This is a genomic window from Herbaspirillum sp. NPDC101396 (assembly GCF_044767365.1).
Taxonomy (GTDB): Bacteria; Pseudomonadota; Gammaproteobacteria; order Burkholderiales; family Burkholderiaceae_D; genus Herbaspirillum.
This window is the reverse complement of record NZ_JBIWNT010000001.1, coordinates 951,754-978,545: the sequence shown is the minus strand read 5'-3', so window position 1 is coordinate 978,545 and position 26,792 is coordinate 951,754. Positions and strand designations below refer to the sequence as shown.

General features: G+C 62.0%; 24 protein-coding genes and 1 tRNA gene. 16 read left to right on the top strand and 9 right to left on the bottom strand.

Going from position 1 to position 26,792, the window contains the following annotated elements:
- Positions 1 to 189: 189 nt before the first annotated feature.
- Positions 190 to 279 (bottom strand) — tRNA-Ser (locus tag ACIROY_RS04385).
- A gap of 54 nt (positions 280 to 333) precedes the next feature.
- On the bottom strand, positions 334 to 1,137 hold the full coding sequence (locus ACIROY_RS04380) for an SDR family oxidoreductase (protein ID WP_402270761.1): 804 nt from the start codon (positions 1,135 to 1,137) through the stop codon (positions 334 to 336).
- A 381-nt stretch (positions 1,138 to 1,518) separates the two neighbouring features.
- Here ACIROY_RS04380 and ACIROY_RS04375 point away from each other — a divergent pair, with 381 nt between their 5' ends.
- Positions 1,519 to 2,283 carry a sulfite exporter TauE/SafE family protein gene (locus ACIROY_RS04375; protein WP_402270763.1) on the top strand — a complete coding sequence of 255 codons (765 nt, stop codon included), beginning with the start codon at positions 1,519 to 1,521 and terminating at the stop codon, positions 2,281 to 2,283.
- An 18-nt stretch (positions 2,284 to 2,301) separates the two neighbouring features.
- On the opposite strand, the gene ACIROY_RS04370 is transcribed toward ACIROY_RS04375, so the two are convergent.
- The 4 genes from ACIROY_RS04370 to ACIROY_RS04355 form a co-directional block, all read right to left on the bottom strand.
- Entirely contained in the window at positions 2,302 to 3,228 is a 927-nt protein-coding gene (locus ACIROY_RS04370; RefSeq protein ID WP_402270766.1) for a LysR family transcriptional regulator, read from the bottom strand.
- A 99-nt stretch (positions 3,229 to 3,327) separates the two neighbouring features.
- Positions 3,328 to 4,803 carry a diguanylate cyclase domain-containing protein gene (locus tag ACIROY_RS04365; protein WP_402270768.1) on the bottom strand — a complete coding sequence of 492 codons (1,476 nt, stop codon included), beginning with the start codon at positions 4,801 to 4,803 and terminating at the stop codon, positions 3,328 to 3,330.
- Between the two features lie 141 nt (positions 4,804 to 4,944).
- Positions 4,945 to 5,301 carry a VOC family protein gene (locus tag ACIROY_RS04360; protein WP_402270771.1) on the bottom strand — a complete coding sequence of 119 codons (357 nt, stop codon included), beginning with the start codon at positions 5,299 to 5,301 and terminating at the stop codon, positions 4,945 to 4,947.
- An 89-nt stretch (positions 5,302 to 5,390) separates the two neighbouring features.
- Positions 5,391 to 6,629 carry a glutamate carboxypeptidase gene (locus ACIROY_RS04355; RefSeq protein ID WP_402270772.1) on the bottom strand — a complete coding sequence of 413 codons (1,239 nt, stop codon included), beginning with the start codon at positions 6,627 to 6,629 and terminating at the stop codon, positions 5,391 to 5,393.
- 300 nt (positions 6,630 to 6,929) lie between these two features.
- Here ACIROY_RS04355 and ACIROY_RS04350 point away from each other — a divergent pair, with 300 nt between their 5' ends.
- The 14 genes from ACIROY_RS04350 to ACIROY_RS04285 all read left to right on the top strand — a co-directional run bounded on the left by ACIROY_RS04350 (position 6,930) and on the right by ACIROY_RS04285 (position 21,778).
- Positions 6,930 to 7,790: a MaoC family dehydratase N-terminal domain-containing protein gene (locus ACIROY_RS04350; protein ID WP_402339949.1), complete on the top strand. Its 861-nt coding sequence runs from the start codon at positions 6,930 to 6,932 to the stop codon at positions 7,788 to 7,790.
- A gap of 60 nt (positions 7,791 to 7,850) precedes the next feature.
- Positions 7,851 to 9,020, top strand: a complete 1,170-nt coding sequence (locus tag ACIROY_RS04345) for an acyl-CoA dehydrogenase family protein (protein ID WP_402270777.1) — start codon at positions 7,851 to 7,853, stop codon at positions 9,018 to 9,020.
- Between the two features lie 10 nt (positions 9,021 to 9,030).
- Complete coding sequence (locus ACIROY_RS04340; protein ID WP_402339946.1) at positions 9,031 to 10,413, top strand: MmgE/PrpD family protein; 1,383 nt, start codon at positions 9,031 to 9,033, stop codon at positions 10,411 to 10,413.
- A gap of 3 nt (positions 10,414 to 10,416) precedes the next feature.
- The gene (locus ACIROY_RS04335; RefSeq protein WP_402270781.1) at positions 10,417 to 11,607 is read left to right on the top strand and encodes a CaiB/BaiF CoA transferase family protein; all 1,191 of its coding nucleotides are present in this window, start codon (positions 10,417 to 10,419) and stop codon (positions 11,605 to 11,607) included.
- Positions 11,607 to 12,470 carry an HpcH/HpaI aldolase/citrate lyase family protein gene (locus ACIROY_RS04330; protein ID WP_402339944.1) on the top strand — a complete coding sequence of 288 codons (864 nt, stop codon included), beginning with the start codon at positions 11,607 to 11,609 and terminating at the stop codon, positions 12,468 to 12,470. The genes ACIROY_RS04335 and ACIROY_RS04330 overlap by 1 nt, the downstream gene beginning before the upstream one ends.
- A 221-nt stretch (positions 12,471 to 12,691) precedes the next feature.
- The gene (locus ACIROY_RS04325) at positions 12,692 to 14,014 is read left to right on the top strand and encodes an ABC transporter substrate-binding protein (protein WP_402270785.1); all 1,323 of its coding nucleotides are present in this window, start codon (positions 12,692 to 12,694) and stop codon (positions 14,012 to 14,014) included.
- Between the two features lie 28 nt (positions 14,015 to 14,042).
- Positions 14,043 to 14,948 carry a branched-chain amino acid ABC transporter permease gene (locus ACIROY_RS04320; RefSeq protein ID WP_116433031.1) on the top strand — a complete coding sequence of 302 codons (906 nt, stop codon included), beginning with the start codon at positions 14,043 to 14,045 and terminating at the stop codon, positions 14,946 to 14,948.
- The gene (locus ACIROY_RS04315) at positions 14,948 to 15,892 is read left to right on the top strand and encodes a branched-chain amino acid ABC transporter permease (RefSeq protein ID WP_402339941.1); all 945 of its coding nucleotides are present in this window, start codon (positions 14,948 to 14,950) and stop codon (positions 15,890 to 15,892) included. Before ACIROY_RS04320 ends, ACIROY_RS04315 begins: the two co-directional genes overlap by 1 nt.
- Positions 15,889 to 16,632 (top strand): ABC transporter ATP-binding protein, encoded by a 744-nt coding sequence (locus tag ACIROY_RS04310; protein WP_402339938.1) that lies wholly within the window; start codon positions 15,889 to 15,891, stop codon positions 16,630 to 16,632. Before ACIROY_RS04315 ends, ACIROY_RS04310 begins: the two co-directional genes overlap by 4 nt.
- Before the next feature lies 1 nt (position 16,633).
- Entirely contained in the window at positions 16,634 to 17,311 is a 678-nt protein-coding gene (locus ACIROY_RS04305) for an ABC transporter ATP-binding protein (RefSeq protein WP_402339935.1), read from the top strand.
- Between the two features lie 42 nt (positions 17,312 to 17,353).
- The gene (locus tag ACIROY_RS04300; RefSeq protein WP_402339932.1) at positions 17,354 to 18,787 is read left to right on the top strand and encodes an aldehyde dehydrogenase family protein; all 1,434 of its coding nucleotides are present in this window, start codon (positions 17,354 to 17,356) and stop codon (positions 18,785 to 18,787) included.
- Positions 18,788 to 18,795: 8 nt separating this feature from the next.
- Entirely contained in the window at positions 18,796 to 19,566 is a 771-nt protein-coding gene (locus ACIROY_RS04295) for an SDR family oxidoreductase (RefSeq protein WP_402270796.1), read from the top strand.
- Between the two features lie 27 nt (positions 19,567 to 19,593).
- Positions 19,594 to 20,718 (top strand): zinc-dependent alcohol dehydrogenase family protein, encoded by a 1,125-nt coding sequence (locus ACIROY_RS04290; protein WP_402270798.1) that lies wholly within the window; start codon positions 19,594 to 19,596, stop codon positions 20,716 to 20,718.
- 43 nt (positions 20,719 to 20,761) lie between these two features.
- Positions 20,762 to 21,778, top strand: a complete 1,017-nt coding sequence (locus tag ACIROY_RS04285) for a TRAP transporter substrate-binding protein (protein WP_402339929.1) — start codon at positions 20,762 to 20,764, stop codon at positions 21,776 to 21,778.
- Between the two features lie 71 nt (positions 21,779 to 21,849).
- On the opposite strand, the gene ACIROY_RS04280 is transcribed toward ACIROY_RS04285, so the two are convergent.
- Positions 21,850 to 22,899 carry an NADP(H)-dependent aldo-keto reductase gene (locus ACIROY_RS04280; RefSeq protein WP_402339926.1) on the bottom strand — a complete coding sequence of 350 codons (1,050 nt, stop codon included), beginning with the start codon at positions 22,897 to 22,899 and terminating at the stop codon, positions 21,850 to 21,852.
- 148 nt (positions 22,900 to 23,047) lie between these two features.
- Here ACIROY_RS04280 and ACIROY_RS04275 point away from each other — a divergent pair, with 148 nt between their 5' ends.
- On the top strand, positions 23,048 to 24,283 hold the full coding sequence (locus ACIROY_RS04275; RefSeq protein WP_402339923.1) for an MFS transporter: 1,236 nt from the start codon (positions 23,048 to 23,050) through the stop codon (positions 24,281 to 24,283).
- A gap of 32 nt (positions 24,284 to 24,315) precedes the next feature.
- On the opposite strand, the gene ACIROY_RS04270 is transcribed toward ACIROY_RS04275, so the two are convergent.
- Positions 24,316 to 24,876 (bottom strand): hypothetical protein, encoded by a 561-nt coding sequence (locus ACIROY_RS04270; RefSeq protein WP_402339921.1) that lies wholly within the window; start codon positions 24,874 to 24,876, stop codon positions 24,316 to 24,318.
- Positions 24,877 to 25,048: 172 nt separating this feature from the next.
- A complete protein-coding gene (locus ACIROY_RS04265; protein WP_402270808.1) occupies positions 25,049 to 26,638 on the bottom strand; it encodes an ABC transporter substrate-binding protein in 1,590 nt (529 codons plus the stop codon).
- Between the last annotated feature and the right edge of the window lie 154 nt (positions 26,639 to 26,792).

Below are 26,792 nucleotides of genomic sequence, written 5' to 3'. Positions count from 1 at the left end.
AGCAAAACAAAAAACGCCCGTAAAGGGCGTTTTTTATATCAAGTGGCGGAAGGTGTGAGATTCGCCTACATGCTGCAGGCCGCTGAATCGCTTGCAAGCGATTCCCTTCGAATCTCACGCGTAAGCCGCGCAGGCGGCTTACTACCTTCCAAAAACAAAAACGCCCATGAATGGGCGTTTTTAAATAAATGGCGGAAGGTGTGAGATTCGAACTCACGAAGGGCTCACACCCTCGCCAGTTTTCAAGACTGGTGCATTCAACCGCTCTGCCAACCTTCCTGCGCAAGCCGGGCATTATACATGACTCTCCCGGCCGTCGTCCTTTTCAGTTTTTTAGAAAATGCCCGGGTAAGCGCCGCCGTCCATCAGCACGTTCTGGCCGTTGATGTAGCCCGCATGCTTGCTGCACAGGAACGCGCAGGTGGCGCCGAATTCGTCCGGGTCGCCGAAGCGGCCGGCCGGGGTTTCTGCCATGCGCTGTATGCGGACTTCTTCAGGCGTTTCGCCGGTCAGTTTGGCGGAGCCGACGAAGCTGCTGCGCAGGCGGTCAGTTTCGAAGCTGCCGGGAAGCAAGTTGTTGATCGTCACGCCGCTCTTGGCGATGTGGCGCGAGACGCCGGCGACGAAACCGGTCAGGCCCGAGCGGGCGCCGTTGGACAGGCCGAGGTCGTAGCGGGGCGCCTTGACCGAGCTGCTGGTGATGTTGATGACGCGGCCCCAGCCGCGCTTGATCATCTGGTCGACGGTGGCCTTGATCAGCTCGACCGGTGTCAGCATGTTGGCGTCGATGGCCTTGAGCCAGATCTCGCGGTCCCAGTCGCGGAAGTCGCCCAGCGGCGGACCGCCGGCGTTGTTGACGAGGATGTCGGGACCGTGGCCCGGCTCGCCGGCGATTTCGTCGACTGCAGCCAGCGCCTTGGCGCGGCCTTCAGGTGTGGCGATGTCGGTGGCGACGGCGATGACCTTGATGTTGCCCAGCGCGCGCAGTTTTTCAGCGGCCTGGTCGAGCGTGTCCTGGCTGCGGGCGACGATGACGACGTGGGCGCCTTCGCGTGCCAGGTGTTCGGCGCAGGCGTAGCCGAGGCCTTTGCTGGCGCCGCAGACGAGGGCGATTTTTCCTTGAAGTCCTAGATCCATGATTGCTGATTCCTTAATGTTGGGGGTGTCACATTATTGCGTGGTCGATACAGTGCTGCGCCGGATTAAAGAATTTCATCGGGCGTTTCTGAGCAGATCGCGTGCTTCGCTTGTGACGGCGAAGGCTGGCTGATAAACTGGCGGACAGCTTGAGGAGGGCATGGCTGCGGTGTTGCCGGGGTTGCGTACGATGATTCGTTTATTTTTTTCGGATCAGGTAAATCGCCAACGCAATGATGATCACCACGCCCGCTTCAAGTACTACTACCAGAACCCCGCTACTTCCGTTACTCACGCCTATCTCCTTTTGGGTCGCCGGTTCGGCAAGTCCTCTGTGTTTTTGCAACGGGACTTGTCCGGCCAAGTGCGTACTTTACACCTATGATGCATTCTTTGTATTTCACCGTCGTGGTCAACTTCTTTCTCGGCGGCGTGCTCGGCGCCATCGGTGGTCTGTTCGGCATCGGCGGCGGGCTGATCGCGATTCCGGTGCTCGGGTTCCTCTATGGCATGGACCAGCAACTGGCGCAGGGAACCGCGCTGGTGATGATCGTGCCGAACGTGGTGATCGGCTTCTGGCGCTATAAGCAGCGCAACAAGATCGAACTCAGCGCGGCGCTGCAAATGGCTGTGCCGGCGGTGTTCACGACTTACTTCGCGGCACGCTTCGCAACGTCAATTGAGGCGCGCTCGCTGCATCTGGCATTCGCCTTGTTCATGGTGGTGCTGGCCTTGTATTACCTGTGGACCTTGCTGCGCAAGCAAAAGGAGATGATCCCGCGCGCGCGCCTGCCGCAGAAATACATCTTCCTCATGGGACTCGCAGCAGGGGCTTCGGCGGGGTTCTTCAGCGTCGGCGGCGCCATCGTGGCGGTGCCGGGGCTGGTCGGTTTGTTCGGCATGACGCAGACCGCGGCGCAAGGCCTGGGTCTGGCGATGGTGACGCCGGGAACGCTGGTGGCGCTATGGACTTACGCCAGCGCCGGCCATGTCGACTGGAGCGTTGGCATTCCGTTGGCGCTGGGCGGCGTGCTCAGTATTTCCTGGGGAGTGGCGTTGGCGCATCATTTGCCGGAGCGGCGCTTGCGCATGCTGTTTTGCGGCGCGCTGATTGCGATAGCCGCCTGGATGATGACGCACGGCTGAGCAGCCCTTCGAACAAGATCAAGCAGCTTCTTTTTCCACAGGCACCGGCGGCACCTGCGCCGTTTGCTGCCGGATGAATTCGACCAGGTCGCGCGCGTACAGGGGCAGGGCATCGAGGCTCTGCACCACCATGCTGCGCTCGCGCACGCTCCACGGATCGGTCAGTTCGGTCAGGCTCAATTGCATGGTCTGCTTGTGACGCAACGCCGCTGAGTGCGGCACGATGCCGATGCCGACGTTGGTCTCCACCATGCGGCACATCGCTTCAAAGCTGCGCACCTGGATTCGCAACTTCAGACGCTGGCCGCTTTCCGACACGATGCGGTTGAGGAAGTGATGCAGCGTGCTGCCTTCATGCAGGCCGACGTGTTCATATTCCAGCGTCTCGGCGAAGGAAACCTTGCCGATGCCGGCCAAGGGATGCTCCAGCGCGGTGGCGAGGACCAGCCGGTCGGTTGAAAAATTCAAAATCTCCAGTCCTTCTCCTTGCACCGGTCCGGCGACGATGCCGATGTCGGCCGTGCCTTCCTGGATGCCGCGCATGATGTCGTGATTCAGCCGTTCTTCCAGAGCGACGTTGACCTGCGGATGCAGCGTGAGGAATTTGCCGAGGATTTCGGGCATGAACTCCGTCACCGCCGTGGTGTTGGCGAAGATACGGATGTAACCCTTGATGCCGTTGTTGTACTGCTGCATGTCGCCCTTGAGGCGCTCGACCTGCTGCATGAATTGCTGCGCATGCGAGAGGAAGGTTTGGCCCGCTGGCGTCAGTTGCACGCCCTTGCTTTCGCGGTAGAGCAGGCGCATGCCGAAGCGGGTCTCGAGTTCCTTGATGCGGTTGCTGGTCGCCGCCAGCGACAGGTTCATGCGCTCGGCGCTGCGCGTGAGGCTGTTGAGTTCGGCGATCAGGATGAACAGCCGCAGGTCGGTGAGGTCGAATAGCATGATGTCTCTCTGAAGTGAGTGCCGGCATGCGGGAGCCGGTCTGTTTTATCCCGACTTATATTACGCCTAAAATCTGAACGACTGTGGCGGGCGTTCCGATCAACCGGCCGGGACCACCTGATTGCGTCCTTGCTGCTTGGCCTGGTACAGCGCTGCATCCGCCATCTGCAGCAGCGCTTGCGGCGTATCGCCTTTGCCCGGAATGACGACGGCAATGCCGATGCTGGCGGTGACGACATGGAAGGGCGAGGCGGCGTGCGGCAAGGACAGTTGCTCCAGCGCGCGGCGGATGGCTTCGGCGATGCCGAGTGCGTTGTCGCGATCCGTCATCGGTGCGATGAAGGCAAATTCTTCGCCGCCGTAGCGCGCCGCAAGATCGCCGGCGCGGCGGATGTTGTTGCCGAGCAAATTGGCGATGGCGCGCAGGCAGTCGTCGCCGCACTGGTGTCCGTAGGTGTCGTTGTAGGCCTTGAAATAATCAACGTCCAGCATCGCCAGCGCCAGGGGTTGGCTGCTGCGTCCGGCGCGGCTCCATTCCGCAGCGAACACTTCGTCGAAGCGGCGCCTATTGGCGATGCCGGTCAGGCCGTCGGTTTGGCTCAGCGTGGCGAGCCTGCTGTTGGAGTCTTCCAGCTCGTGGGTGCGTTGCCGCACGCGCGCTTCCAGTCCGCGTTCGCGCACGCGCAATTCATCCATCAGGATTGAGAAGCCGATGCCGACGATGCACAGCGTCAGGATGAACTCCTGCGCGCGGACAATCTCCAGATGCACCGAGACATCGCCAAACGGTTTGTGGCCGCTGGTCAGCATCATCGAAATGGCGAGCGACACCAGCGCCACCGTCAGCGTCGTCCAGCGGGTGCCGAAGCGCACCGCGATGTACAGCACCATCGGCAGCAGCAGTGTCGGCGTCAGGGAGATGCCGTCGACGGCGCCGCCATAAGTTGAAAAAATCACGCCCGCAAGCACGATGATCACCAGCAGCGCCAGGGCATCCGACTTGCGTAACACGATACGCTCATGGTCGGCCGTTTTGGTCTGCGTCAGGGCCAGCAGCAGTGGTGTGTAGATCATCATGCCGAGCGCATCGCCGAACCACCACAGTCGCGTCAGCGTCAGATACGGCGCGTCGGTCGCCATCTGCGTCTTGAGCACGGCGGCGGCCATCAGGCTCGCCAGCAGGGTGCCGACCAGCGGGCCGGCGATGGTGAATTTGCGCAGGTCTTCCACGCGTTTCAGATCGGACGATGCGCCCGCTCGGCGCATGAGCAAGTAGGTGACGACGACTTCGATCAGGTTGATGATGCCCAGCTGCACGGCGACGGGCAGTGTGAACACGGCAAGATTGGCGGTCAAGTCGGAGGCGAAGGCGAGCAGCGCCATGAGCCATCCGCGCCGGCCGCGAAAACGCATGAGCGCCGCCAGCAAGACGGCGTTGGGCAACCAGACGACAACTTCATTCTCGGGCGTGACGGCACAGAAAAAGGTGAGCTTGACGCTGGCGAAATGCACCAGCGGCAACAGGATAAAAAACCACCATCGTGGGCGTTCCCATGCCCGATTTATATTATTCATTGCTTCGTTGTGATCGCTCGTACCGGAACGGTACGCAGCAATTGTAACGTCAGAAAACACAACGGACCATGCCGGTCCGTTGTGTTTGTGTTGCTATTTTCAGGAAGTTTCCATGCGGTATTTTTTCTTCCGCGCCGGGGCTTACTGCTTGATATGCGCCAGCACGTTGACCAGTTTGCCGAACGGATCCCGTACATAAAAACGCCGCACGCCCCAGGGTTCGTCAGCGGGGCCGTACTCAAGCGGGAGGTTCATCTTTTGCACGCGCAGCAATGCAGTTTCGATGTCATCGACTTCAATCGACAGGTCCGGCACCGGCGTGCCCGAACCGCCTTCCGAGGCGAAACTGATCTGCACGTGCATCTGTGCATCCGAGCCATAGGTGGCGATCCAGCCATGATCCATCAGCACATCGAGTCCGAAGACGCCACGATAGAACGCTGCGGCCTGATCGACGGCTTCGGTGCGTATATTGGCGACAATACGTCTGACCTTCATGAGTTCTCCTGCAGGAAAATCGGAAACAATCGGAAATGGTGAAAACGGGCCGCGAGGGCCCGTTTTGACGTGCATGGTCGGGGAGGGTATTACTTTCCCTTGCCCATCGCTTCCATCATGCGCACCGTCAGGTACAGGCGCGGCACCACGCTGTCCAGATCTGCCCATTCGTCGGAGGAGTGGATGCGGTCGCCGACTATGCCCATGCCGTCGAGCACGATGGGCTTGCCGGTCTTGGGGTTGTAGGCGAAGCCGGCGTCGGTGCCGTAGCGCATGGATACCGGCGTGATCGACTTGCCCAGTTCCTTGTAGATGCTGTCGGCGGTGGCGGCCAGGCGGTCGCTGTCGGCGTTCTTGCTGAATGGCGGACGACGGTTTTCCACCTTGACCTTGACTTCGGTCTCGGGGATCAGCTTCTTCTGGATGATCTTGTCGGCATCGGCTTGCACGCGCTGGATTTCACCGACGTCGGACATGCGCATGTCGGCGGTGGCACTGGCTTTTTCAGGAATGATGTTGACGCGGTCACCGGCCTGGATCACGGTCCAGTTGACGGTGGTGCCCTTGGCTTGGCTGCCGAGGTCCTTGAGCTGGATGATCTGGTTGGACAATTCCACGGCGGCGTTACGGCCGGCTTCCGGCGCGGAGCCGGCGTGCGAGGCGCGGCCCTTGACGTCGAGGTGGACGTAGGCGATGCCGTTGGTGGCGACGGTCACGACGTCGGCTTCAGGCGGTTCGAACACCAGCACGTAGTCCTGGTCGGCCGACAGCTTGGTGATCATGTCGCGCGAACCGAGCGAGCTTTTTTCTTCGTCGGGATTGAACAGCACGGTCAGCGTCTTGTAATCCTTGAAGCCGCGTTCGCGCGCGATGTCGAGCGCATACACGATCAGCAGCGCGCCACCCTTGGCGTCGGCCACGCCCGGACCGAAGGCCTTGTTGCCGGTGATCTTGAACGGTCGTTTGGTCGCTTCGCCGACGCCGAACACGGTGTCGTAGTGGATCATCAGCATGATGTTCTTGCTGCCGCTGCCTTGCAGCTTGCCGATCACCATCTTGCCGGCGGCCGGTGGCGCGGCGACGATCTCGACGCTGGCGCCGACTTCCTTCAGGCGCTGCGCCAGCATCGCTTCGACCTGCGCCAGGCCTTTGGCGTCGTCGGTGCCGGAGTCGATATTGACCAGCGTGCCAAGATCCTTGACCAATACATCCTTGCGTTTTTGTGCGGCTTGCAACAGCGCGTTGTCGGCGTTGGTCTGGGCGAAGGAGGCCGCCGAAGTAGTACAGGCGAGTGCTGCGATGAGCGACATCAGGTGGGTTTTCTTCATGGATCTCTCGTGGAATGTTGATTGAAGAACAATCTTTGCCGCAGGGATGGCGGCGTGTCGCCACTATAGCAGCCGAAGGGCGCGGCGCAAATGCTGCGCCCTGACGCCAATGTCCGCGCGGCGCCCGCGAAAATTCCCTGAAAAAATGATGCGGCCGCACATGAGTGACTTCACGTCAGACGATGCCCCCCTTCAGAAAATACAGATTGTTTTGACAACTAGCGGCGCTCAGACTCTGCTCCATTCGTGAACCGGCGCTTACTCCTGGTTCACTTCATCGACACCTCAGCAGAGCATTCCATGAGCCAGCATGACATCGACCTGACGCTGTTGCGTCAATGGGTCGGCAAGACTGAAAGCCACAGCGACACCATCAACCCAGGCTTCGCCGCCGCACTGGCCGCCACGCTTGACCATCCACAGACGCCGGCTGCGGGCGACGCGCTGCCGCCGCTGTGGCACTGGATCTATTTCTGGACCACGTGCCGCCAGTCGGAAGTCGGCGACGACGGTCATCCGCGTCGCGGCGGCTTCCTTCCGCCGGTGCCGCTGCCGCGCCGCATGTGGGCCGGCGGCCGTCTGCGTTTTGCCGCGCCGCTGCTGATCGGCGCGACGGCAACCAAGACCTCGCGCATCGCCAGCGTCGACGTCAAGAAGGGCAAGACCGGCGAGCTGGCTTTCGTCACGGTGGCGCACGAGATTGCGCACAACGGCAAGGTCGCGGTTCATGAAGAACACGACATCGTCTATCGCGGCATGCCGCAACCTGGCACAGCCCCTGTTGCGCCGAAGCAGGCGCCGGTGGAAGCCGACTGGCGCCGCCGCATCGAGCCCGATCCGGTGCTGCTGTTCCGCTACTCGGCGCTGACCTTTAACGGCCATCGCATCCACTACGACCGCAGCTACGTCACCGGCGTCGAAGGCTATCCCGGCCTGATCGTGCATGGTCCGCTGATCGCCACGCTGCTGGTCGATCTGCTGGGCCGCAGCCTGCCGCTGGCGCGCCTGGTGGAGTTCAACTTCCGCGCCGTCGGCAGCCTGTTCGACATCGAAACCTTTGAGGTCTGCGGCAAGTTATCGGCCGACGGCAAGCGCGCCGAACTGTGGGCGCAGAACCTGCGCGGCGAACTGGCGATGCAAGCCGAGGCCGTGCTGGCCTGACGATAAAAACTTCAGACAAAACACCTTAGTCATTTCACTCAATCAGCAGGAGAATTATCGATGTCCCATCAGTCCTCTCCATCGGACGCCTATCAGGACTTGCGCGACGCCGTGCGCGATCTTTGCAGCACCTTTCCTCCCGAGTACTGGCGCAAGGTCGATGAAGCGCGCGGTTATCCGGAGGAGTTCGTCGATGCGCTGACCAAGGCCGGCTGGCTGGCGGCGCTGATTCCGGCAGAGTATGGCGGCTCGGGCCTAGGCCTGACCGAAGCCTCGGTGATCATGGAAGAAATCAATCGCACCGGAGGCAACTCCGGCGCCTGCCACGGCCAGATGTACAACATGGGCACCTTGCTGCGCCACGGTTCCGCCGAGCAGAAGCAACTGTATCTGCCCAAGATCGCCAGCGGTGAATTGCGCCTGCAGTCGATGGGCGTGACCGAGCCGACCACCGGCACCGACACCACCAAGATCAAGACCACCGCCGTCAAGAAGGGCGACAAGTACGTTGTCAACGGTCAGAAGGTATGGATCTCGCGCATTCAGCATTCCGATCTGATGATCCTGCTGGCGCGCACCACGCCGCTGGACCAGGTCAAGAAGAAGTCGGAAGGCATGTCGATCTTCCTGGTCGATCTCAAGCATGCCATCGCCAACGGCATGTCGGTGCGGCCGATCCTCAACATGGTCAACCACGAGACCAATGAACTGTTCTTCGACAACCTCGAAATCCCCGTCGAGAACCTGATCGGCGAAGAGGGCAAAGGCTTCAAATACATCCTCGACGGCCTCAACGCCGAGCGCACGCTGATCGCCGCAGAATGCATCGGCGACGGTTACTGGTTCATAGAGAAGGCCGCGCAATACGCCAAGGAGCGCGTGGTGTTCGACCGTCCGATCGGCATGAACCAGGGCGTGCAATTTCCGATCGCCGACAGCTACATCGAACTGGAAGCCGCCAACCTGATGCGCTTCAAGGCCTGTGAACTGTTCGACGCTCACCAGCCCTGCGGCGCGCAAGCCAACATGGCCAAGTTCCTTGCCGCCAAGGCTTCGTGGGAAGCAGCCAACGTCTGCCTGCAAACGCACGGCGGCTTCGGCTTCGCCTGCGAATACGACGTCGAGCGCAAGTTCCGTGAGACGCGCCTGTACCAGGTCGCGCCGATTTCCACCAACCTGATCTACTCCTACGTGGCCGAGCACATCCTCGGCCTGCCGCGGTCTTTCTGAGGAACCGGCCATGAGCTCGAATTCATCCCATCCTTCACGCGTCCTGAGCGAGTTCCTCGCCGGTCTGCGTTACGCAGACATCCCCGCGTCCGTGATCGCGCGCACCGAAGACCTCTACCTCGACTGGTTCGCCTCGGCATTGGCAGGCAAGGGTGCACGCCAGATCGACATCATGGAACGCTACGTCGAGAAGATGGGACCGTCCAATGGACCCAGCACCATTCTCGTCAGTCGCAAGAACAGCTCGCCGTATTTCGCCGCGCTGGTCAACGGCGCCTCGTCGCATCTGGTGGAGCAGGACGACGTCCACAACGGCTCCGTGTTCCATCCGGCGGCTGTGGTGTTCCCGGCGGCGCTGGCGGCGGCGCAGGATCTCGGCAAGTCGGGCGCCGGTTTGCTGGTGGCGGCCGTGGCGGGATACGAAGCGGGCATCCGTATCGGCGAATTCCTCGGCCGTTCGCACTACCGCATCTTCCACACCACCGGCACGGCCGGCACCCTGGCCGCAGCGGTGGCGGTCGGCAAGCTGATGGGTTTCAACGCCGATCAATTCCTGCACGCGCTCGGGTCGGCTGGTACGCAGGCAGCCGGTTTGTGGGAATTCTTGCGCGACGCCGCCGATTCCAAACAACTGCATACCGGCAAAGCCGCGGCGGACGGTTTGCTGGCCGCCTACATCACACGCGATGGTTTCACCGGCGCGCAACGTATCCTCGAAGGCGCACAAGGCATGGCAGCTGGCATGTCGACCGACGCCGATCCGGCCAAGCTCACCGATCGCCTCGGCGAGCGTTGGGCCACAGCCGAGACCTCGTTCAAATTCCATGCCTCCTGCCGCCATACGCATCCCGCCGCCGACGCGCTGCAATTGCTGATGCAACGCGAAGGCTTGCAGCACGATCAGATCGCCGCCGTGAATACGCGCGTCCACCAGGGCGCCATCGACGTGCTCGGTCCGGTGGTCAATCCGCAGACCGTGCATCAGGCCAAGTTCTCGATGGGCACTGTGCTGGGACTGATCGCCGTACATCAGAGCGCGGGGCTGGGCGAGTTCGAACAGCATGCGCTGCAGGACGGCAAGGTCAGCGTATTCCGCGACAAGGTCCGCATGACGCTGGACGAGGAGGTCAACACCGCCTATCCGGCGCGCTGGCTCGGCCGTGTCGAGGTCGACACCGTTGACGGCCGTCATCTGAGCGCCGCCGTCGACGTGCCCAAGGGTGACCCGGACAACACCTTGTCGCGTCCCGAACTGGAGGATAAGGCGCAGCGCCTGATCCGCTTCTCCAACGCCGCCACGCCGCAGGAAACCGATCGCATCATCGCCCACGCCTGGCAGCTGCATGCGGCGCCGGCCGTGAACGATGCCTTGAACAACTTATTCGCGAGATAAATCATGATGCCGTCCATCCGTCCTCTCGAAGGCATTACCGTCGTCAGCCTGGAACACGCCATCGCCGCGCCGTTCTGCACGCGCCAGCTGGCCGACATGGGCGCCCGCGTGATCAAGGTCGAACGCCCCGGCGTCGGCGACTTCGCACGCGGCTACGATGAACGTGTCAACGGACTGTCGTCGCATTTCGTCTGGACCAACCGTTCCAAGGAAAGCCTCACGCTCAACCTCAAGGACGCGGACGGCAAGGCCATCATCGACAAGCTGCTGGACGAAGCCGACGTGCTGGTGCAGAACCTCGCGCCCGGCGCCGCGGCCGGGCTCGGCCTGTCGGCGGCGGTGCTGCACAAGAAGAATCCTCGCTTGATCGTCTGCGACATTTCCGGCTATGGCGAGAACGGCCCTTATCGCGACAAGAAAGCCTATGACCTGCTGATCCAGAGTGAGGCCGGTTTCCTGTCGGTGACCGGCACCGCCGACGAGCAAGCCAAGGCCGGCTGCTCGATTGCCGACATCGCCGCCGGCATGTACGCGTACTCGCACATCCTGGCGGCGCTGATCAAGCGTGGTCGCGACGGCACAGGCAGCCACATTGACCTGTCGATGCTGGAGTCGCTGACCGAATGGATGAGCTTCCCGATGTATTACGCCTATCAGGGCGCATCGGCGCCGGTGCGTTCGGGCGCCGAGCACGCCACGATTTATCCTTATGGCCCGTTCACCGCAGGCGACGGCAAGGTGGTCATGCTGGGCCTGCAGAACGAGCGCGAATGGAAAGTATTCTGTGAATCCGTCTTGCAGGATCCGGCGCTGGCGCAGGATGCACGTTTCTCGACCAATTCGCGTCGTCATGAAAACCGCACCGAATTGCGCAAGCTGATCCTCGACATGTTCGCGCCGCTGACCGCGCAGGAAGTAGTGGCCCGGCTCGACCAGGCGCAGATCGCCAACGCCAGCGTCAACACCATGCAAGACCTGTGGGAGCACCCGCAACTCGCGGCGCGCGAGCGCTGGACCGAAGTCGGTTCGCCGGCCGGCAACTTGCCAGCCTTGTTGCCGCCGGGTGTGAACAACACCTTCGACTTCCGCATGGACGCCATTCCGGCGCTGGGTCAGCATACCGACGCCATCCTCGGCAAACTCGGTTATGCACAGACCGAGATCGACACCTTGCGCGCACGCGGAGCAGTGTGATGACAGCCTCGCCGCTTGCGCGGTCTTACCTGTTCGTCCCCGCCAACCGGCCCGACCGCTACGGCAAGGCGCTGGCCAGCGGCGCGGATGCGGTCATCGTGGACCTGGAGGATGCGGTAGCGCCGGCGGCCAAGACGCAAGCGCGCGACACACTGGCTGATTGGCTGACGCAGCAAGCGAATCAGCAGGCCAACCAGCAAGACAAGCTGTGGGTGCGCATCAATGCCGCCGACACCGAGTGGTATGCCGACGACGTGCGCTGCTTCGCCAATGCCCCGATCGCCGGCATCGTGCTGCCCAAGGCGGATGACTGCGATGCCATCCGCAACATCGCCCAGCATTTCGTCGGTCCGCGCAGCCGTTCGCGTCTGTTGCCGCTGATCGAAACTGCAGTCGGCATTGCACAGATGCGTGATATCGCGCGGGCGCAACATGTCGAGCGACTGGTGTTCGGTTCGATCGACCTGCAGGTCGATCTCGGCATCCAGTGCGAACCGCAGGAAAGCGAACTGACGCATCTGCGCGTGGAGATGGTCATTGCCTCGCGACTGGCGAACATCGCACAACCGGTCGACGGCGTTACGACCACCTTCGACGACTTGCCTTTTCTGGAGCATGCCGTCAGCCGTGCGCGCCGCATCGGTTTCGGCGCCAAGCTGTGCATCCATCCGCGTCAGGTCGGCATCGTCAATCAGGGATTCCTGCCCAGCACCGATGAAATCGTCTGGGCTCGCGCGGTCATGGCGGCGGTGGCGCAGAGCGACGGCGGCGCCATCTCGCTCAACGGAAAAATGATCGACAAGCCGGTCATCATGCAGGCGGAAAAATTCCTGCGGCTGATCGGCGAGGTGCAATTAATTTGATTCAGCAGTGATAGCAGTGACAGCAGTAAGAGGCAGTAAAAATACAAAAGAAAAAAGCAGGAAACGCAAAGCCGCAAGGAGACAACCCCAGCGGTTCTGCACGCCGGACGCACGGCACGGTACGAAACAACACAACAACAAGCAAGCGTGGGGATGCATGGCGGACACCGCTCATGCACTGACGCACACCATCGCATTACGTATCCATTCTTGGAGGAGATATGTTTACAACAAAAATCACCCGGCTGATGCTGGCCGCAGGCTTTGCCATGACTGCACTGGCTGTGCCGCTCGCACAGGCGCAAACCACCAAACCGGCCGAACTGAAAATCGGCATTACCACCTTCACCTCCGGCCCGGCCTCGGTATTCGGCGTACCGGCCAAGCAGGCTGCGGAAATCTACCTGGAAGACCTCAACGCCGCGGGTGGTATCAACGGCGTCAAGGTCGTGCCGACCTTTGTCGATGAAGGCGTGGGCGGCGACAAGCTGCTGTCCGAATATCGCCGCGTGGTGCAGGAGCAGGGCGTCAAGGTGATGCTCGGCTCGATCTCCAGCGGCAGCTGCAACATCGTCGCGCCGGTGGCGGAAGACCTCAAGGTGCTCAACATCCTGTGGGATTGCGGCACCGAGAAAGTGCTGGAAGAGCGCCGCTATCGCTACGTCGTGCGCACCCAGGCCAACGCCACCACCGAAATGGTCGCCAGCGTGCTGTACCTGCTGCGCCAGAAACCGAACTTCAAGACCATCGCCGTGGTGAACCAGGACTACGCCTGGGGCCGCGATTCGTGGGAGCTGTTCTCGCACACGCTGAAGATGCTGAAGCCTGACGTCAAGGTGGTGGCCGAGTTGTTTCCGAAATTCGGCGCCAGCGATTTCTCGACCGAAATCAGTCGCCTGCAGGCGCTGCGGCCGGACGTCATCCTGTCGACCTCATGGGGCGGCGATCTCGACACCTTCGTGCGGCAGTCGGCGCAACGCGGCCTGATCAAGAACTCGCTGTTCGTGTTGCCGCTGGCGGAGAGCTCGCTGGAACGTCTGGGCACGACCCTGCCTGACGGCGTCATCGTCGGCGCGCGCGGTGACCATTACTTCCTGCATCCGGAGCTCAAGGATGATCCCAAGCTGAAGAACTTCGTGCAGAAGTTCAAGGCCAAGACCGGCGCCTATCCGATCTACTCGGTCTATCACATGATCCAGGCGCTGGACGGCATGGTGGCCGGTTACGACAAGGCGATCAAGGCCAACAAGGGTCAGTGGCCGAGCACCGAGCAGGTGGCTGACGCCATGCACGGCCTGAACTTCCGCGGACTGACGCGCGAAGTGAAGATCCGCGCCGATGGCCAGGGCCTGGAAGACCAGTTGCTGGGCACCACCAAGAAGACTGCCGCCTATCCATTCCCGGTGCTCGACAAGATCGAGATCTATCCGGCGGAAATGGCCATCGCGCCGGTCGGACAAAAGTCGGTGGACTGGGTCAAGACCATCAAGCCGGAGCTCTTGCGCGATCCTCGCATCAAGACCTTCCCGCCCATCGCCAACTGAACCCCGACCGGACTGACTGAGCAACAACATGAACCAGGAATTATTCTTGCTGGCCATGCTGGACGGGTTGTCATACGCGGCGCTGCTGTTTCTGGTGGCGCTGGGTATGACGCTGGTGTTCGGCGTGATGCGGATCCTCAACATGGCGCACGGCAGCATGTACGCCTTCGGCGGTTATTTCGCCGCGACCCTCGGCATGTGGGCGGTCGCTGCGAAATTTTCGCCGGCGTGGTCCTTCGTCTGGCTGCTGGTGGCCGCGCTGGTGGTCGGCGCCGTCATGGGAGCCGTCATGGAAATCTTCCTGCTGCGCCGTATCTATCACAAGGAACAGATACTGCAGCTGCTGGTGACCTTCGCCGCCTTCATGATCTTTGAAGATCTGCAACGGCTGATCTGGGGATCCCAGCCTTATTTCGTTTCCGACATCGTCAACTATCTCGGCGTGGCCGAGGTGCTTGGCATTACGTACACGCGCTATCAGCTGATGGTGTTGCCGGGCGTGGCGCTGGTGGTGTTCTTCGGCTTGCGGCATTTCCTCAAGTCGAGCAGCACCGGACGCCAGATTGTCGCCGTGGCGCACAACCGCGAGGTGGCAATGGCGATGGGCATCGACGCCCGTCGCATCTGCCTGCTGACCTTCGTGGTCGGCTCGATGCTGGGCGCCCTCGGCGGCGCACTGGCGTCGCCGACGACTTCGCTGGTGCCGGGCATCGGCGCCGACATGATCGTGCTGTCGTTCGCGGTGGTCGCCACCGCCGGCCTCGGGCAGATCGAAGGCACGCTGATCACGGCGATCCTGATCGGCCTGACGCGTTCGTTCGCGGTCTATCTGCAGCCTGAAAGCGAAGTGCTGGTGCCGTATCTGATCATGGTGCTGGTGTTGTTGTTCCGTCCACAGGGATTGTTCTCCGTGGCCCAGGCGAGGAGAGTCTGATGTCAACAATAATATCGCCGAAAATAAAAATAGCCGGCGTCCTGCTGGTGGTGTTTGCGCTGGGATTGCCGATGATCTGGCCCTGGCTTAAAACACCGATGGTCGTCGCCACCAGTTTCGGCATCGCCGCGCTGGGCGTTTCCATCCTGATCCGTTCCGGGCAACTGTCGTTCGGCCATGCGATGTTTTCCTGCGCGGCCGGTTATGCGGTGGCCTTCACGGCGCGCGCCATGCCGGAGCTCGACAGCGCTGTGCTGATCCTGCTCGGCACGGTGTTCGGCGCGGTCATGGGCATGGTGATCGGCTTGTTCGTGGTGCGTTACCGGGCGATCTTCTTCGGCATGCTGAACCTGGCGCTGTCGATGGTGCTGTTCTCCATCCTCGGCAAGTTCTACAGCCTGACTGGCGGCACCGACGGCATTCGTCTGGCGCGTCCGACTTTCTTCGGCGTAAGCATGGAGCGTGACGGCTTTGAAACCACCTTGCTGATCGTGGCCGTGGTGTTGGCGGTGGTGCTGGCCTGGGGCGTTCAGCGCTACATGATGTCGATCGCCGGGCAGGCGCTGACCGCGGTCAAGACCAACGAGACGCGGCTGGAATACGTCGGCCTCTCGGCTAACCGGGCGCTGTGGATCGGCTACGTCATCTCGGCTGCGCTGTGTGGCTTGTCGGGCGCGATGTTTGCGCTGATGCAGGGGCTGGTGACACCGGAGATGGGCTACTGGGTGCGCTCGGGCGAGATCGTGTTCATCTCCATCCTCGGCGGCGTCGGCCATCCGGTCGGTGCTTTCTTGGGTGCGCTGGTGTTCGAGTTCGTCAAGCTGTACTCGGCGGCGCTGTTCACCGGCGCCTGGCAGATGGTGTTGGGCTTCGTGCTGATCGGACTGGTGTTCTTCGTGCCGACCGGCTTGTCCGGCCTGCTGTTCCGGAAGGAGCCGAAATGACCCAGCCGTTATTGCAAACAAGCGGACTGCAGCTCGCCTTCGGCGGTCTTGTCGTGGCCGACAACATCAACTTCGAGCTGCATCCCGGAGAACGCCTGGCGGTGATCGGCCAGAACGGCGCCGGCAAGACCACCTTCATCAACATCTGCACCGGCTTCATCCGGCCCAGCGGGGGTACGGTCAGCTTCGACGGGCGCGACGTCACGCGTTTGTCGCCGCGCGCCATCGTCCAGCGCGGCATCGGCCGGTCGTTCCAGTTGCCGCAGCTGTTCCTCGAGCACACCGTGCGCGAATGCATACAGCTGGCGGCAGCCGGACGGACCGGCCGCTTGCGTATCTGGACTCCGCTCAGCCGTGCGATCCCGGCCACGGAAGTCGACCATATCCTGGAGCTGGTCGGCCTGCGCGCCCGCGCCGACGAACTGTGCTCGCTGCTGCCGGAAGGCCAGCGCAAACTGCTCGACATCGCCATGGCGCTGGTGTTGCAGCCCAAGCTGCTGATCATGGATGAACCGACCAGCGGCGTGTCCACCGATGAAAAGCACGGACTGATGGCGATCATCATGCGTGTACTCGACGAGCAGAAGATCACCTCGATCTTCGTCGAGCATGACGTCGACATCGTGACGCAGTACGCGACGCGCGTGGCGGCCTGGATTTCGGGCCGTATCGCCGCCGACGGACCGCCACAGGAAGTGCTCGCCAACCCCGAAATCCGCCGCAACGTGATCGGAGAATGACATGCTGAAAATCAAGAACGTCAGCGCGCGCATCGCCGGCATCACCGTGCTGCGCCAGATCGAGACGGAGTTCCGCGCCGGTGGCCTGCTGGCCGTGGTGGGCCGCAACGGCGCCGGCAAGACCACCTTGCTGCGCGCCGTCATGGGCCTGATTCCGCTGCAGGAAGGCGTGATCGAGTTCGACGGCCGCGACCTGGCTGCGGTGCCGGCGCATGGCCGCGTCGCGCTCGGCATCGGCTATGCGCCGGAAGACCGGGTGATGTTCCCGACCTTCACCGTGGAAGAAAACCTGCGCCTGCCGTGCGACGTGCTGGGCCTGTCCACTGCAGAAGTCGACCGTCGCCTGGAGAAAGCCCTGACGGTGGTGCCGCAGCTCAAGGAAATGCTGCCGCGCTCGGGTGCTGCGCTGTCCGGCGGCCAGGGCAAGATCGCCGCTCTCGGCCGCGCGCTGATGGCCGGTACACGCCTGGTGCTGCTGGACGAGCCGTTCCAGGGACTGGCGCCGGTGCTGGCGACACAGTACGGCGAATCGCTGCGCCGTCTGCGCGAGATCGACAGCGAAGTCTGCGTGGTGGTCACCGAATCCAATCGCAGCCTGTTGCGCGACCTGCCCGACGACACCCTCACATTGGAGCGCGGTGAATTGACGCATCTGACCCATGCTGCGCCCGTGCACTGAACCGAAAAACTGAACCCAAAATTTAACCTACCGGAGACAACCATGAAAACCATACTGATAGACGGCCGCTGGCAAGCGGCTCAGGACGAACGCACCATCGACGTCATCGATCCCAGTAATGCCAAGGTGTTCAGCAGCATTTCGCGCGGTGGGGAAGCCGACGTCAAGCTGGCGGTGGACGCAGCACGCCGTGCATTGAGCGGGCCGTGGGGCAGGATGACCGCGACCGAGCGCGGCCGCCTGCTGCAGAAGCTGGGTGAACTGATCCTCGCCAACGCCGAGGAAATCGCCCAGCTGGAAGCGCGCGACACCGGCAAGCCGATCACCGTGGCGCGCAACGACGTCAAGGTGGTGGCGCGCTATTTCGAGTTCTACGGCACCGCCGCCGACAAGATCCACGGCGAAACCATTCCTTACCTGGAAGGCTACAACGTCAGCCTGGTGCGCGTGCCGCACGGCGTGACCGCGCACATTATTCCGTGGAATTATCCGGCGCAGATGTTCGGCCGTTCGCTGGCGCCGGCGCTGGCGATGGGTAACGCCACCGTGCTCAAGCCGTCGGAAGACGCCTGCCTGAGCGGCATCAAGATCGCCGAGCTGGCCATCGAAGCCGGCTTCCCGCCGGGCGCGCTGAACCTGGTCACGGGCTACGGCCATGAAGCCGGCGCGGCGCTCACCGCCCATCCCGGCATCGATTTCGCCACCTTCACGGGCTCGCCTGAAGTCGGCGTCATGGTGCAGGAAGCGACTGCGCGCAACCACGTGGCCTGCGTGCTGGAGCTGGGCGGCAAGTCGCCGCAGATCGTGTTTGAAGACGTCGACTTCGACAAGGCACTGCCGGTGATCGTCAAGGCCATCACGCAGAACGCCGGCCAGACTTGCTCGGCCGGCAGCCGCCTGCTGGTGCAGGAAAGCATCTACGACAAGTTTGTCGCGGCGGTGGCCGAGCGCTTCAAGGCGGTGACGGTCGGCACGCCCGAGATGGATCTCGATTGCGGCCCCATCGTCAACAAGAAGCAATACGATCGCGTGCGCAAGTTCATCAGCGAGGCGGTCGAATCGGGCGTGCCGCTGCTGGCCGAAGGCGCCTTCGGCAAGGACTTGCCGGCCGACGGTTATTTCGTCAAGCCGGCCTTTTTCGGCCGCGTGCCGCGCGATCACCGGCTGGCCTGCAAGGAAGTGTTCGGACCAGTGCTGTCGGCGATCCCGTTCAAGGACGAGGAAGACGCCATCGAGCTGGCCAACGCCACTGAGTTCGGCCTCGCTGCCGGCATCTGGACCGAGAACGGCGGACGCCAGGCGCGCGTCTCACAGCGCGTGCTGAGCGGCCAGGTGTTCATCAACTGCTACGGCGCCGGCGGCGGCGTCGAATTACCGTTCGGCGGCGTCAAGAAGAGCGGCCACGGCCGCGAGAAGGGCTTGCTGGCGCTGGAAGAAATGAGCACCACCAAGACTGTCGTCCATTACTACAAATAAGGCGCGCCATGACTCAGTTACTCGACAAGGTCGCCATCGTCACTGGAGCGGCTTCCGGCTTCGGCGCTGAAATTGCACGCGCCTATGTACGCGAGGGCGCCAAAGTGGTGCTGGCGGACATCAACTACGACGGCGCGCAATTGCTGGCGCATGAGCTCGGCAGCGCGGCCAGCGCCGTGATCTGCGACGTCACCAGCGCGACCGACGTCAACGCCGCCGTCAAGCATTGCGTCGACCGCTTCGGCGCGCCGGACATCATCGTCAACAACGCCGGCACCACGCATCGCAACCAGCCCATGCTGGATGTCGACGAGGCAACCTTTGATCGCATGTACGCGATCAACGTCAAGTCGATCTATCACATGACCCGCGCAGTGCTGCCGCTGATGCGCCAACGCAATGCGCAGCAGAAGGACCGCGGCGGCGTGATGCTCAATATCGGTTCAGTGGCGGGCATCCGTCCACGTCCGGGGCTGACCTGGTACAACAGCTCCAAGGGCGCGGTCAACATGCTGTCGAAATCGATGGCGGTCGAACTGGCGCCGGATCGCATCCGCGTACATGCGATCTGCCCGGTAATGGGGGCAACCGGCTTGCTGGAGCAGTTCATGGGCGTGCCCGACACGCCGGAGAATCGTGCGCGCTTCATCGCCACCATCCCGCTGGGACGCATGTGCGAAGGCGCGGATGTTGCCAACGTCGCCGTGTTCCTCGCCACCGATGCATCGCATTTTTTGACCGGAATGGAAGTGCCGGTCGACGGTGGTCGTATCATCTGAGGATTCATTCGAACCGGAGAAGACATCATGAAGATTCAGGCAGCAGTATTGAGAGAAACAACCACCGTCGAGCCTTTCGCCGGCAGCCGTCCCTTGCGTATTGAGGAACTCGATCTCGACGCGCCCGGACCAGGCGAAGTGCTGGTCAAGATGCGCGCCGCCGGCCTGTGCCACTCCGACTTGTCGGTGATTACCGGGGTACGTCCGCGGCCGGTGCCGATGGCGCTGGGCCATGAAGCTTCGGGTGAAGTGCTCGAGGTTGGCGCCGGCGTCACCGACCTGCGGCGCGGCGACCTCGTGGTGCTGGTGTTCGTGCCGAGCTGCGGCCATTGCCTGCCGTGCATGGAGGGCCGTCCGGCGCTATGCGAACCGGGCGCCGAAACCAACACCAAGGGCCAACTGCTGTCGGGCGCATTGCGTCTGCGCGCGCAGAACAAGCCGGTCAATCATCACATGGGCGTGTCGGCCTTCGCCGACCATGCCGTGGTGTCGCGCCGCTCCTGCGTCAAGGTCGAGGCCGACATTGATCCTATCGAAGCCGCCTTGTTCGGCTGTGCGGTGCTGACCGGCGTCGGCGCCGCCGTCAACACGGCCGAGGTCAAGGCCGGCACCACCGCGGCCGTGCTCGGGCTGGGCGGCGTCGGCTTGTGCGCCATGCTCGGCGCATTGGCGTCCGGTGCACGCGAAGTGATCGCGGTCGACCTGCACGACAGCAAGCTGGCGCTGGCCAAATCTTTGGGCGCGACGGCCACCGTCAATGCGCGCGACCCAGACGCGGTGGAAAAGGTCAGGGCGCTGACCAAGGGCGGCGTCGACTATGCCTTCGAAATGGCGGGCTCGGTGCAAGCGATGGAAGCCGCCTACCGCATGACGCGCCGCGGCGGCATGACGGTCACCGCAGGCCTGCCTGCACCGGACCAGAAATGGGCCTTGCAGCAAGTCAGCCTGGTCGCCGAGGAACGTACGGTCAAAGGCAGCTATATCGGCTCCTGCGTGCCGCTGCGCGACATCCCGCGTTACATCGGTCTCTATAAAAGCGGCCGCTTGCCGATCGACAAACTGATGGGGCAGCGACTGGCATTGTCGGATATCAACAGCGGCTTCGACCGTCTGGCTTCAGGGGAAGGATTGCGCGATCTGATCGTTTTCTGATTGCTTTTTTGTTTTTGTAATGGCGTCACAAAGGAGACAAAGCATGACCAAAAAACTATTCGCTGCGGCTACGACCGCAGCATTGCTGGCATTCGCACTGCAGGCAACACCGGCGCTGGCGCAGCAGACCATCGTCATCAAGTTCAGCCACGTGGTGGCCAACAACACGCCCAAGGGCAAGGGCGCGGAGCGGTTCAAGCAACTGGCCGAAGAACGCACCAAAGGGCGCGTAAAGGTCGAGGTCTACCCGAACAGCCAGCTCTACAAGGACAAGGAAGAACTGGAGGCGCTGCAGCTCGGCGCGGTGCAGATGCTGGCGCCGTCGCTGGCGAAGTTCGGTCCGCTGGGCGTGAAGGAATATGAGGTCTTCGACCTGCCGTACATCTTCCCCAATCGTGCTGTGCTGGCGCGCATCACGGAAGGACCGATCGGCCAGAACCTGTTCAGGAAACTGGAAACCAAGGGTATCAAGGGCCTGGCCTACTGGGACAACGGCATGAAGGTGATGACCGCCAACAAGCCATTGCACAAGGTCGACGATTTTCGCGGCATGAAGATGCGCATCCAGTCGTCCAAGGTGCTGGACGAGCAGTTCCGCGCGCTCAAAGCCAATCCGCAGGTGCTGGCGTTCTCCGAGGTCTACCAGGCGATGCAGACCGGTGTGGTCGACGGCAGCGAAAATACGCCGTCGAACATCTATTCCCAGAAAGTGCATGAAGTGCAATCGCAGCTGACCGTGTCCGATCACGGCTACATCGGCTATGCGGTGATCGTGAACAAGAAGTTCTGGGATAGCCTGCCAGCGGATGTGCGCGGCCAGCTTGAGTCGGCCATGAAGGATGCAACGCGCTACGCCAACGCCATCGCCCAGCAAGAGAACGAAGATGCGCTGGCGGCGATCAAGGCTTCCGGCAAGACCAAGGTGTATTACCTGACCGACGCCGAAAAGGCCGAATGGCGCAAGGCCTTGCTGCCGGTGCACAAGTCGATGGAGTCGCGCGTCGGCAAGGACCTGATCCAGGAAATCTACAAGGAGACCGCCAATCTCGGCGCAAAGTAATTCGCTGCAATATTAAAAAAGCCCGTCGGCGCAAACCGGCGGGCTTTTTGTTTGGGACGCTGAATCGGGGTTCAGGGCGCCGGATTCGGCTGCGTCTTGTGGATCGCGTCGATTTGCTCGACGATTTCCGGCGACAGTTGCACCGACAGGCTGTCGATGTTGCTGCGCAGCTGTTCCAGGGTGGTGGCGCCGATGATGTTTGACGTCACGAAAGGGCGGCTGTTGACATAGGCCAGCGCCAGTTGCGCCGGATCGATGCCGTGCTTGCGGGCGAGTGCGACATAGGCCTTGGCGGCCGCTTCGGCTTGGGGGTTGGTGTAGCGGGCGAAGCGTTCGAATAAAGTCAGACGACCGCCGGCAGGGCGAGCGCCGTTTTCATATTTGCCCGACAGCACGCCGAAGGCCAGCGGCGAATAGGCCAGCAGGCCGACTTGCTCGCGGTGGGCGAATTCAGCGAGGTTGATTTCGAAACTGCGATTCAGCAAATTGTAAGGATTCTGGATCGTGACGATGCGCTCGAGATCGAACTTCTCGGCCGCGCGCAGGAACTGCGCCACGCCCCACGAGGTTTCATTCGACAGGCCGATGTGGCGGATCTTGCCCGCCTTGACGAACTCGGACAGGATGCTCAGGGTCTCGTCGATGGCGACGGTTTCTTCATCGGCGATGTGGCTGTAGTTGAGCTGGCCGAAGCTGTTGACGCTGCGGTCCGGCCAGTGCAACTGGTACAGGTCGACGTGATCGAGCTGCAGGCGTTCGAGGCTGCCGTTGAGCGCCTCGGTCAGTCCTTCGCGGTCGAAGTTGTTGATGCCGCCGCGCACGTGGCGCGGGTTGTGCGGCTTGCGGGCAGGGCCGGTGGCCTTGGTGGCGATCAGCAGTTGGTCGCGCTTGCCGGACTTCCTGAGCCAGGTGCCAAGGTAGCGTTCGCTCAGGCCCTGGGTTTCCGCCTTGGGCGGCACCGGATACATCTCGGCGACGTCGATCAGGTTGATGCCGCGTTCGGTGGCGTAGTCGAGCTGCGCGTGCGCTTCAGCTTCGGTGTTCTGTTCACCCCAGGTCATGGTGCCGAGTGTGATCAGGCTGACGTTGATGTTGGTGCGGCCAAGTGGGCGGTATTGCATGTATGAATCCTTTGGGAAAGCGCAGGAGCGCGAAAGACCAGGCAAACGCGAAAGACGGCGTGCGGGAAATGAAGTAGTATATCCGCGCGCTGCAATCCTCGCAGCACCCGCTTTCACGCACCATCCCGCACAAGAAAAATCCTCGCCAATGACCTCCGCCATCGCGCCAGAACAGCTGTTACATCATCGCTCTTTCCGATTGTTCTGGCTCGCCAGCGTAGCCTCCACGATTGCATTGCAAATGCAGATCGTCGCGGTCGGCTGGCAGGTCTATCAACTCACGCATAGTCCTTTCGACCTGGGCATTGTCGGACTGGTGCAATTCATTCCTTCGCTGTTCCTGGTGTTCGTGGTCGGTCACGTGGCGGACCGGCATGACCGTCGCCAGGTCGCACGCCTGAGCATCCTGGTGGAAGCGATCGCCGCCGGTTTGCTGGCGGCGGGCAGCCTCGGCGGCTGGCTCACCAAGGAGGCGATCTTCGCCATCGTGTTCGTGATCGGCGCCGGCCGCGCCTTCAGCAAACCAACCATGTCGGCCATGCTGCCGACGCTGATACAACCTTCGTTGTTGCCGCGTGCGGTGGCAGGATCTGCATCGGCGACGCAGGTGGCGATCATCATTGGACCTGCCATCGGTGGCTTCCTTTATGTAGCAGGGCCATCGACGGTGTACATCACCAGCTGTGTCCTGTTCGTGCTGTGCAGCGTGCTGGTGTCGATGATCAAGGTGGAAACGCCACCGAGCAAACGCGAGAACGCCACGCTCAAATCCGTGTTTGCCGGCATTGCCTACATCCGTAGCAAGCCGGCGATCTTCGGCGCCATTTCGCTTGATCTGTTCGCGGTGCTGCTGGGCGGCGCGACGGCGCTGCTGCCGGTGTATGCGCATGACATCTTGCACACCAACTCGGTCGGGCTCGGGCTGCTGCGCTCGGCGCCGGCGGTGGGCGCCTTGTCGGTGGCGATCTTCCTGGCGCGCAATCCGCTCAAGGGCCGCATCGGCCGCACCATGTTCATCGCGGTGGGGATTTTCGGGTTGGCCACGATTGTGTTCGGACTGTCACAGTCCTTCGTCGTATCGCTGTTGGCGCTGGTGGTGCTGGGCGCCTCGGACATGATCAGCGTGGTGGTGCGCTCGACCTTCGTGCAGCTGGAGACGCCCGACGAAATGCGTGGCCGCGTGAGCGCGGTGAATTCGGTCTTCATCGGCACCTCGAACCAGCTTGGCGAATTCGAGTCCGGGCTGACCGCCGCATGGTTCGGCGCGGTGCCGGCGGTGCTGATCGGCGGCATCGGCACGCTGGTAGTGGTGGCGCTCTGGATCAGGCTGTTCCCGCAACTGTTCCATGTTGATCGGCTGGTCGACAACACCAGCAAAAAATAATCAAGCCATCAACCTCAACATCAATATCAACATCAGGGTTCGGGGTCCTGGTTGGCGAGATGAATCTTCACATGCGGCAGCGGCCCGTCCGCTTCCGAAAACACCACCGGGCAATTGACCACCAGATTGGTCTTTTCTATGCTCACCTGGCCGGCTTCTTCTGCGGCCAATACTTCCTCTTCAGACTTCAACAGGCGCGGCTGCTTTCCAGCCAGCCAGGTAACCTTGTGTACCTGCCATAGCGGCGAATAGTTCAGGTTGGCGTTGGCTGCGCCGATCGGTGAGGGCAGCGACGGCAGCACGCCGCCTTGCTTGAAATTCGCGAATGCATAGATGCGCTCGACGGCACTTGGCTGGCCGGGCTGACGCGCTTGATTGATGGCGTTGGCCAGACGCGGCACGTAGTTGGCGCCCATCTCAACTGCGGCTTTTTTGTCGGAGACGTCGGTGGTCACGTAGCGCACCACCTTACCGTCGTACCAGCCGGAGACCAGCGGCAGCTCGACGACGTCGCCGGTGGCTTGTGCGTGCGCCTGTGAAAGTACGATGGCAGCAGCGACGAAGGAAAACGAACGCAGGAAATGTATGCTCATGTTTTATCGATCATGGAAGAAGGCGGGACGCCGTACGTGAGTCGCGACGGGCTGGCGAAATATTACAACGACATCAACGATATTAACGATATTAACGATATCGAGACCTGCGTCCGAACAAGAAAAAAGACCTGCGGGAGAACCGGCAGGTCTTTTGTCATCATTGCCGCGCTTACTGCGGATGGAACTGATGCGCGAAGGTGAATTCGTCGATGCGCGGGGTGTACTTCAGGCCCTTGCGCACCGCCCACGTTGCATACTGGTGATGCAGCGGGATCACGGCGTAGTCGTTCAGCGCCACGGTGGCAGCCTGCTTGGCAAACTCCTGGCGTTGCTTTTCATCGACCGAGCCGAGTGAGGATTGCACCAGCTTGTCGACTTGCGGATTGCTGTACTTGCCCCAGTTCCACGAACCCCAGCCGGTGCTGGCGTCGGTGGTGCCGACCAGCGTACGCAGGCCGAAGTCTCCGGCCAGTGTGCCCCAGCCCAGCAGCGAAACGCTGAAGTCGCCGTTGCGGGCCTTGCCGAAGTAGACCGACAGCGGGAAGGTTTCGACCTTGGTCTGGATGCCGACGCGGCTCAGGAACTGCGCCACTGTTTGCACGACACGCTCATCGTTGATGTAGCGGTTGTTGGGACCGTGCAGCGTCAGCGCGAAACCGTTTGGATAACCGGCGGCGGCCAGCAGCTTCTTGGCGCCTTCCGGATCGTACTTCTCGACCTTCAGGTTGTCGGCGTAACCGAGGATGCCCGGCGCAACGATATTGGAAGCCGGCGTGCCGAGGCCTTCCAGCGTGCGTTCGGTCAGGGCCTGGCGGTTGATGGCTTTGGAGATCGCCTGGCGGACACGGATGTCCTTCAGCGGATTCTTGTCCAATGGCTTGCCGGACTTGTCGGTGATGTCAGGCGTCTTGTCGCGCGACTGATCCAGCGTCCAGAAAATCGTGCGCCACGAGGTGCGTTGCACCAGGCTGAACTTCGGATTGGTCTTCAGCTTCGGCACGTCGGCCGGTGGCACGCTGTCGATGGCGTCGACTTCACCGGCCAGCAAGGCGGCCAGACGCGCGCCGTCGGAAGTCAGGATACGGAAGGTGACCTTGTCCCAGTCGGCCTTGCCGCCCCAATAGCTGTCGTTGCGGATCAGCTCGATGCTGTCGCCCCGCTTGAAGTTGCCGAACTTGAACGGGCCGGTGCCGATCAGCGCCTTGCCGCTGTTGAAGTCTTCGGTGGTGGCGTTTTGCGCCGCCTTCTTGGAGACGATGAAGATGGTGCTCACGTCCAGCGCCAGCGGGCCATACGGCGCGGCGGTCTTCAGGCGCACGGTGTAGGGATCGACGATTTCCTTGCCGATGATCTGCTTGGTGTAGCTGGTGAACGGGCCCGGGCTGTTGGTCAGGGTAGCAGGGCGGTCCAGCGAGAACACCACGTCTTCGGCGGTGAAGTCAGAGCCGTCATGGAACTTCACGCCGCGGCGCAGCTTGAATTCCCAGGTGGTCGGATCGATGGCTTTCCACGATACCGCCAGACCCGGGATCAGCTTGCCGGTCGCGTCGACGTTGACCAGCGCGTCGAACAGATGCGATGACAGCGAAATGTTCGGCGCGATGTTGTTGAAGTGCGGGTCCAGCGTGGACACGTCGGCAAACAGGCCGAGCTTGAGTTCGGCGGCCAGCGACGAGTGTGCGGTCAACGGCAGCACAGCGGCGGCGGCCAGACCGGTGAACGCCAGGCTGAGCAATTTTTTCTTGAAGGACAATGCCATCACGACTCCCATGAATGAATGATTTGAAGCAGGCTTATTTTATGAGGACTTGTTGATGCAGGTGCAACAAAGTTCCTATTTGCTTATGCGGGAAACGTGCGTAAGCAACGCAAAAACGTCAATGTACATGCATTGGGAGTTTTCTGCCGCCGAG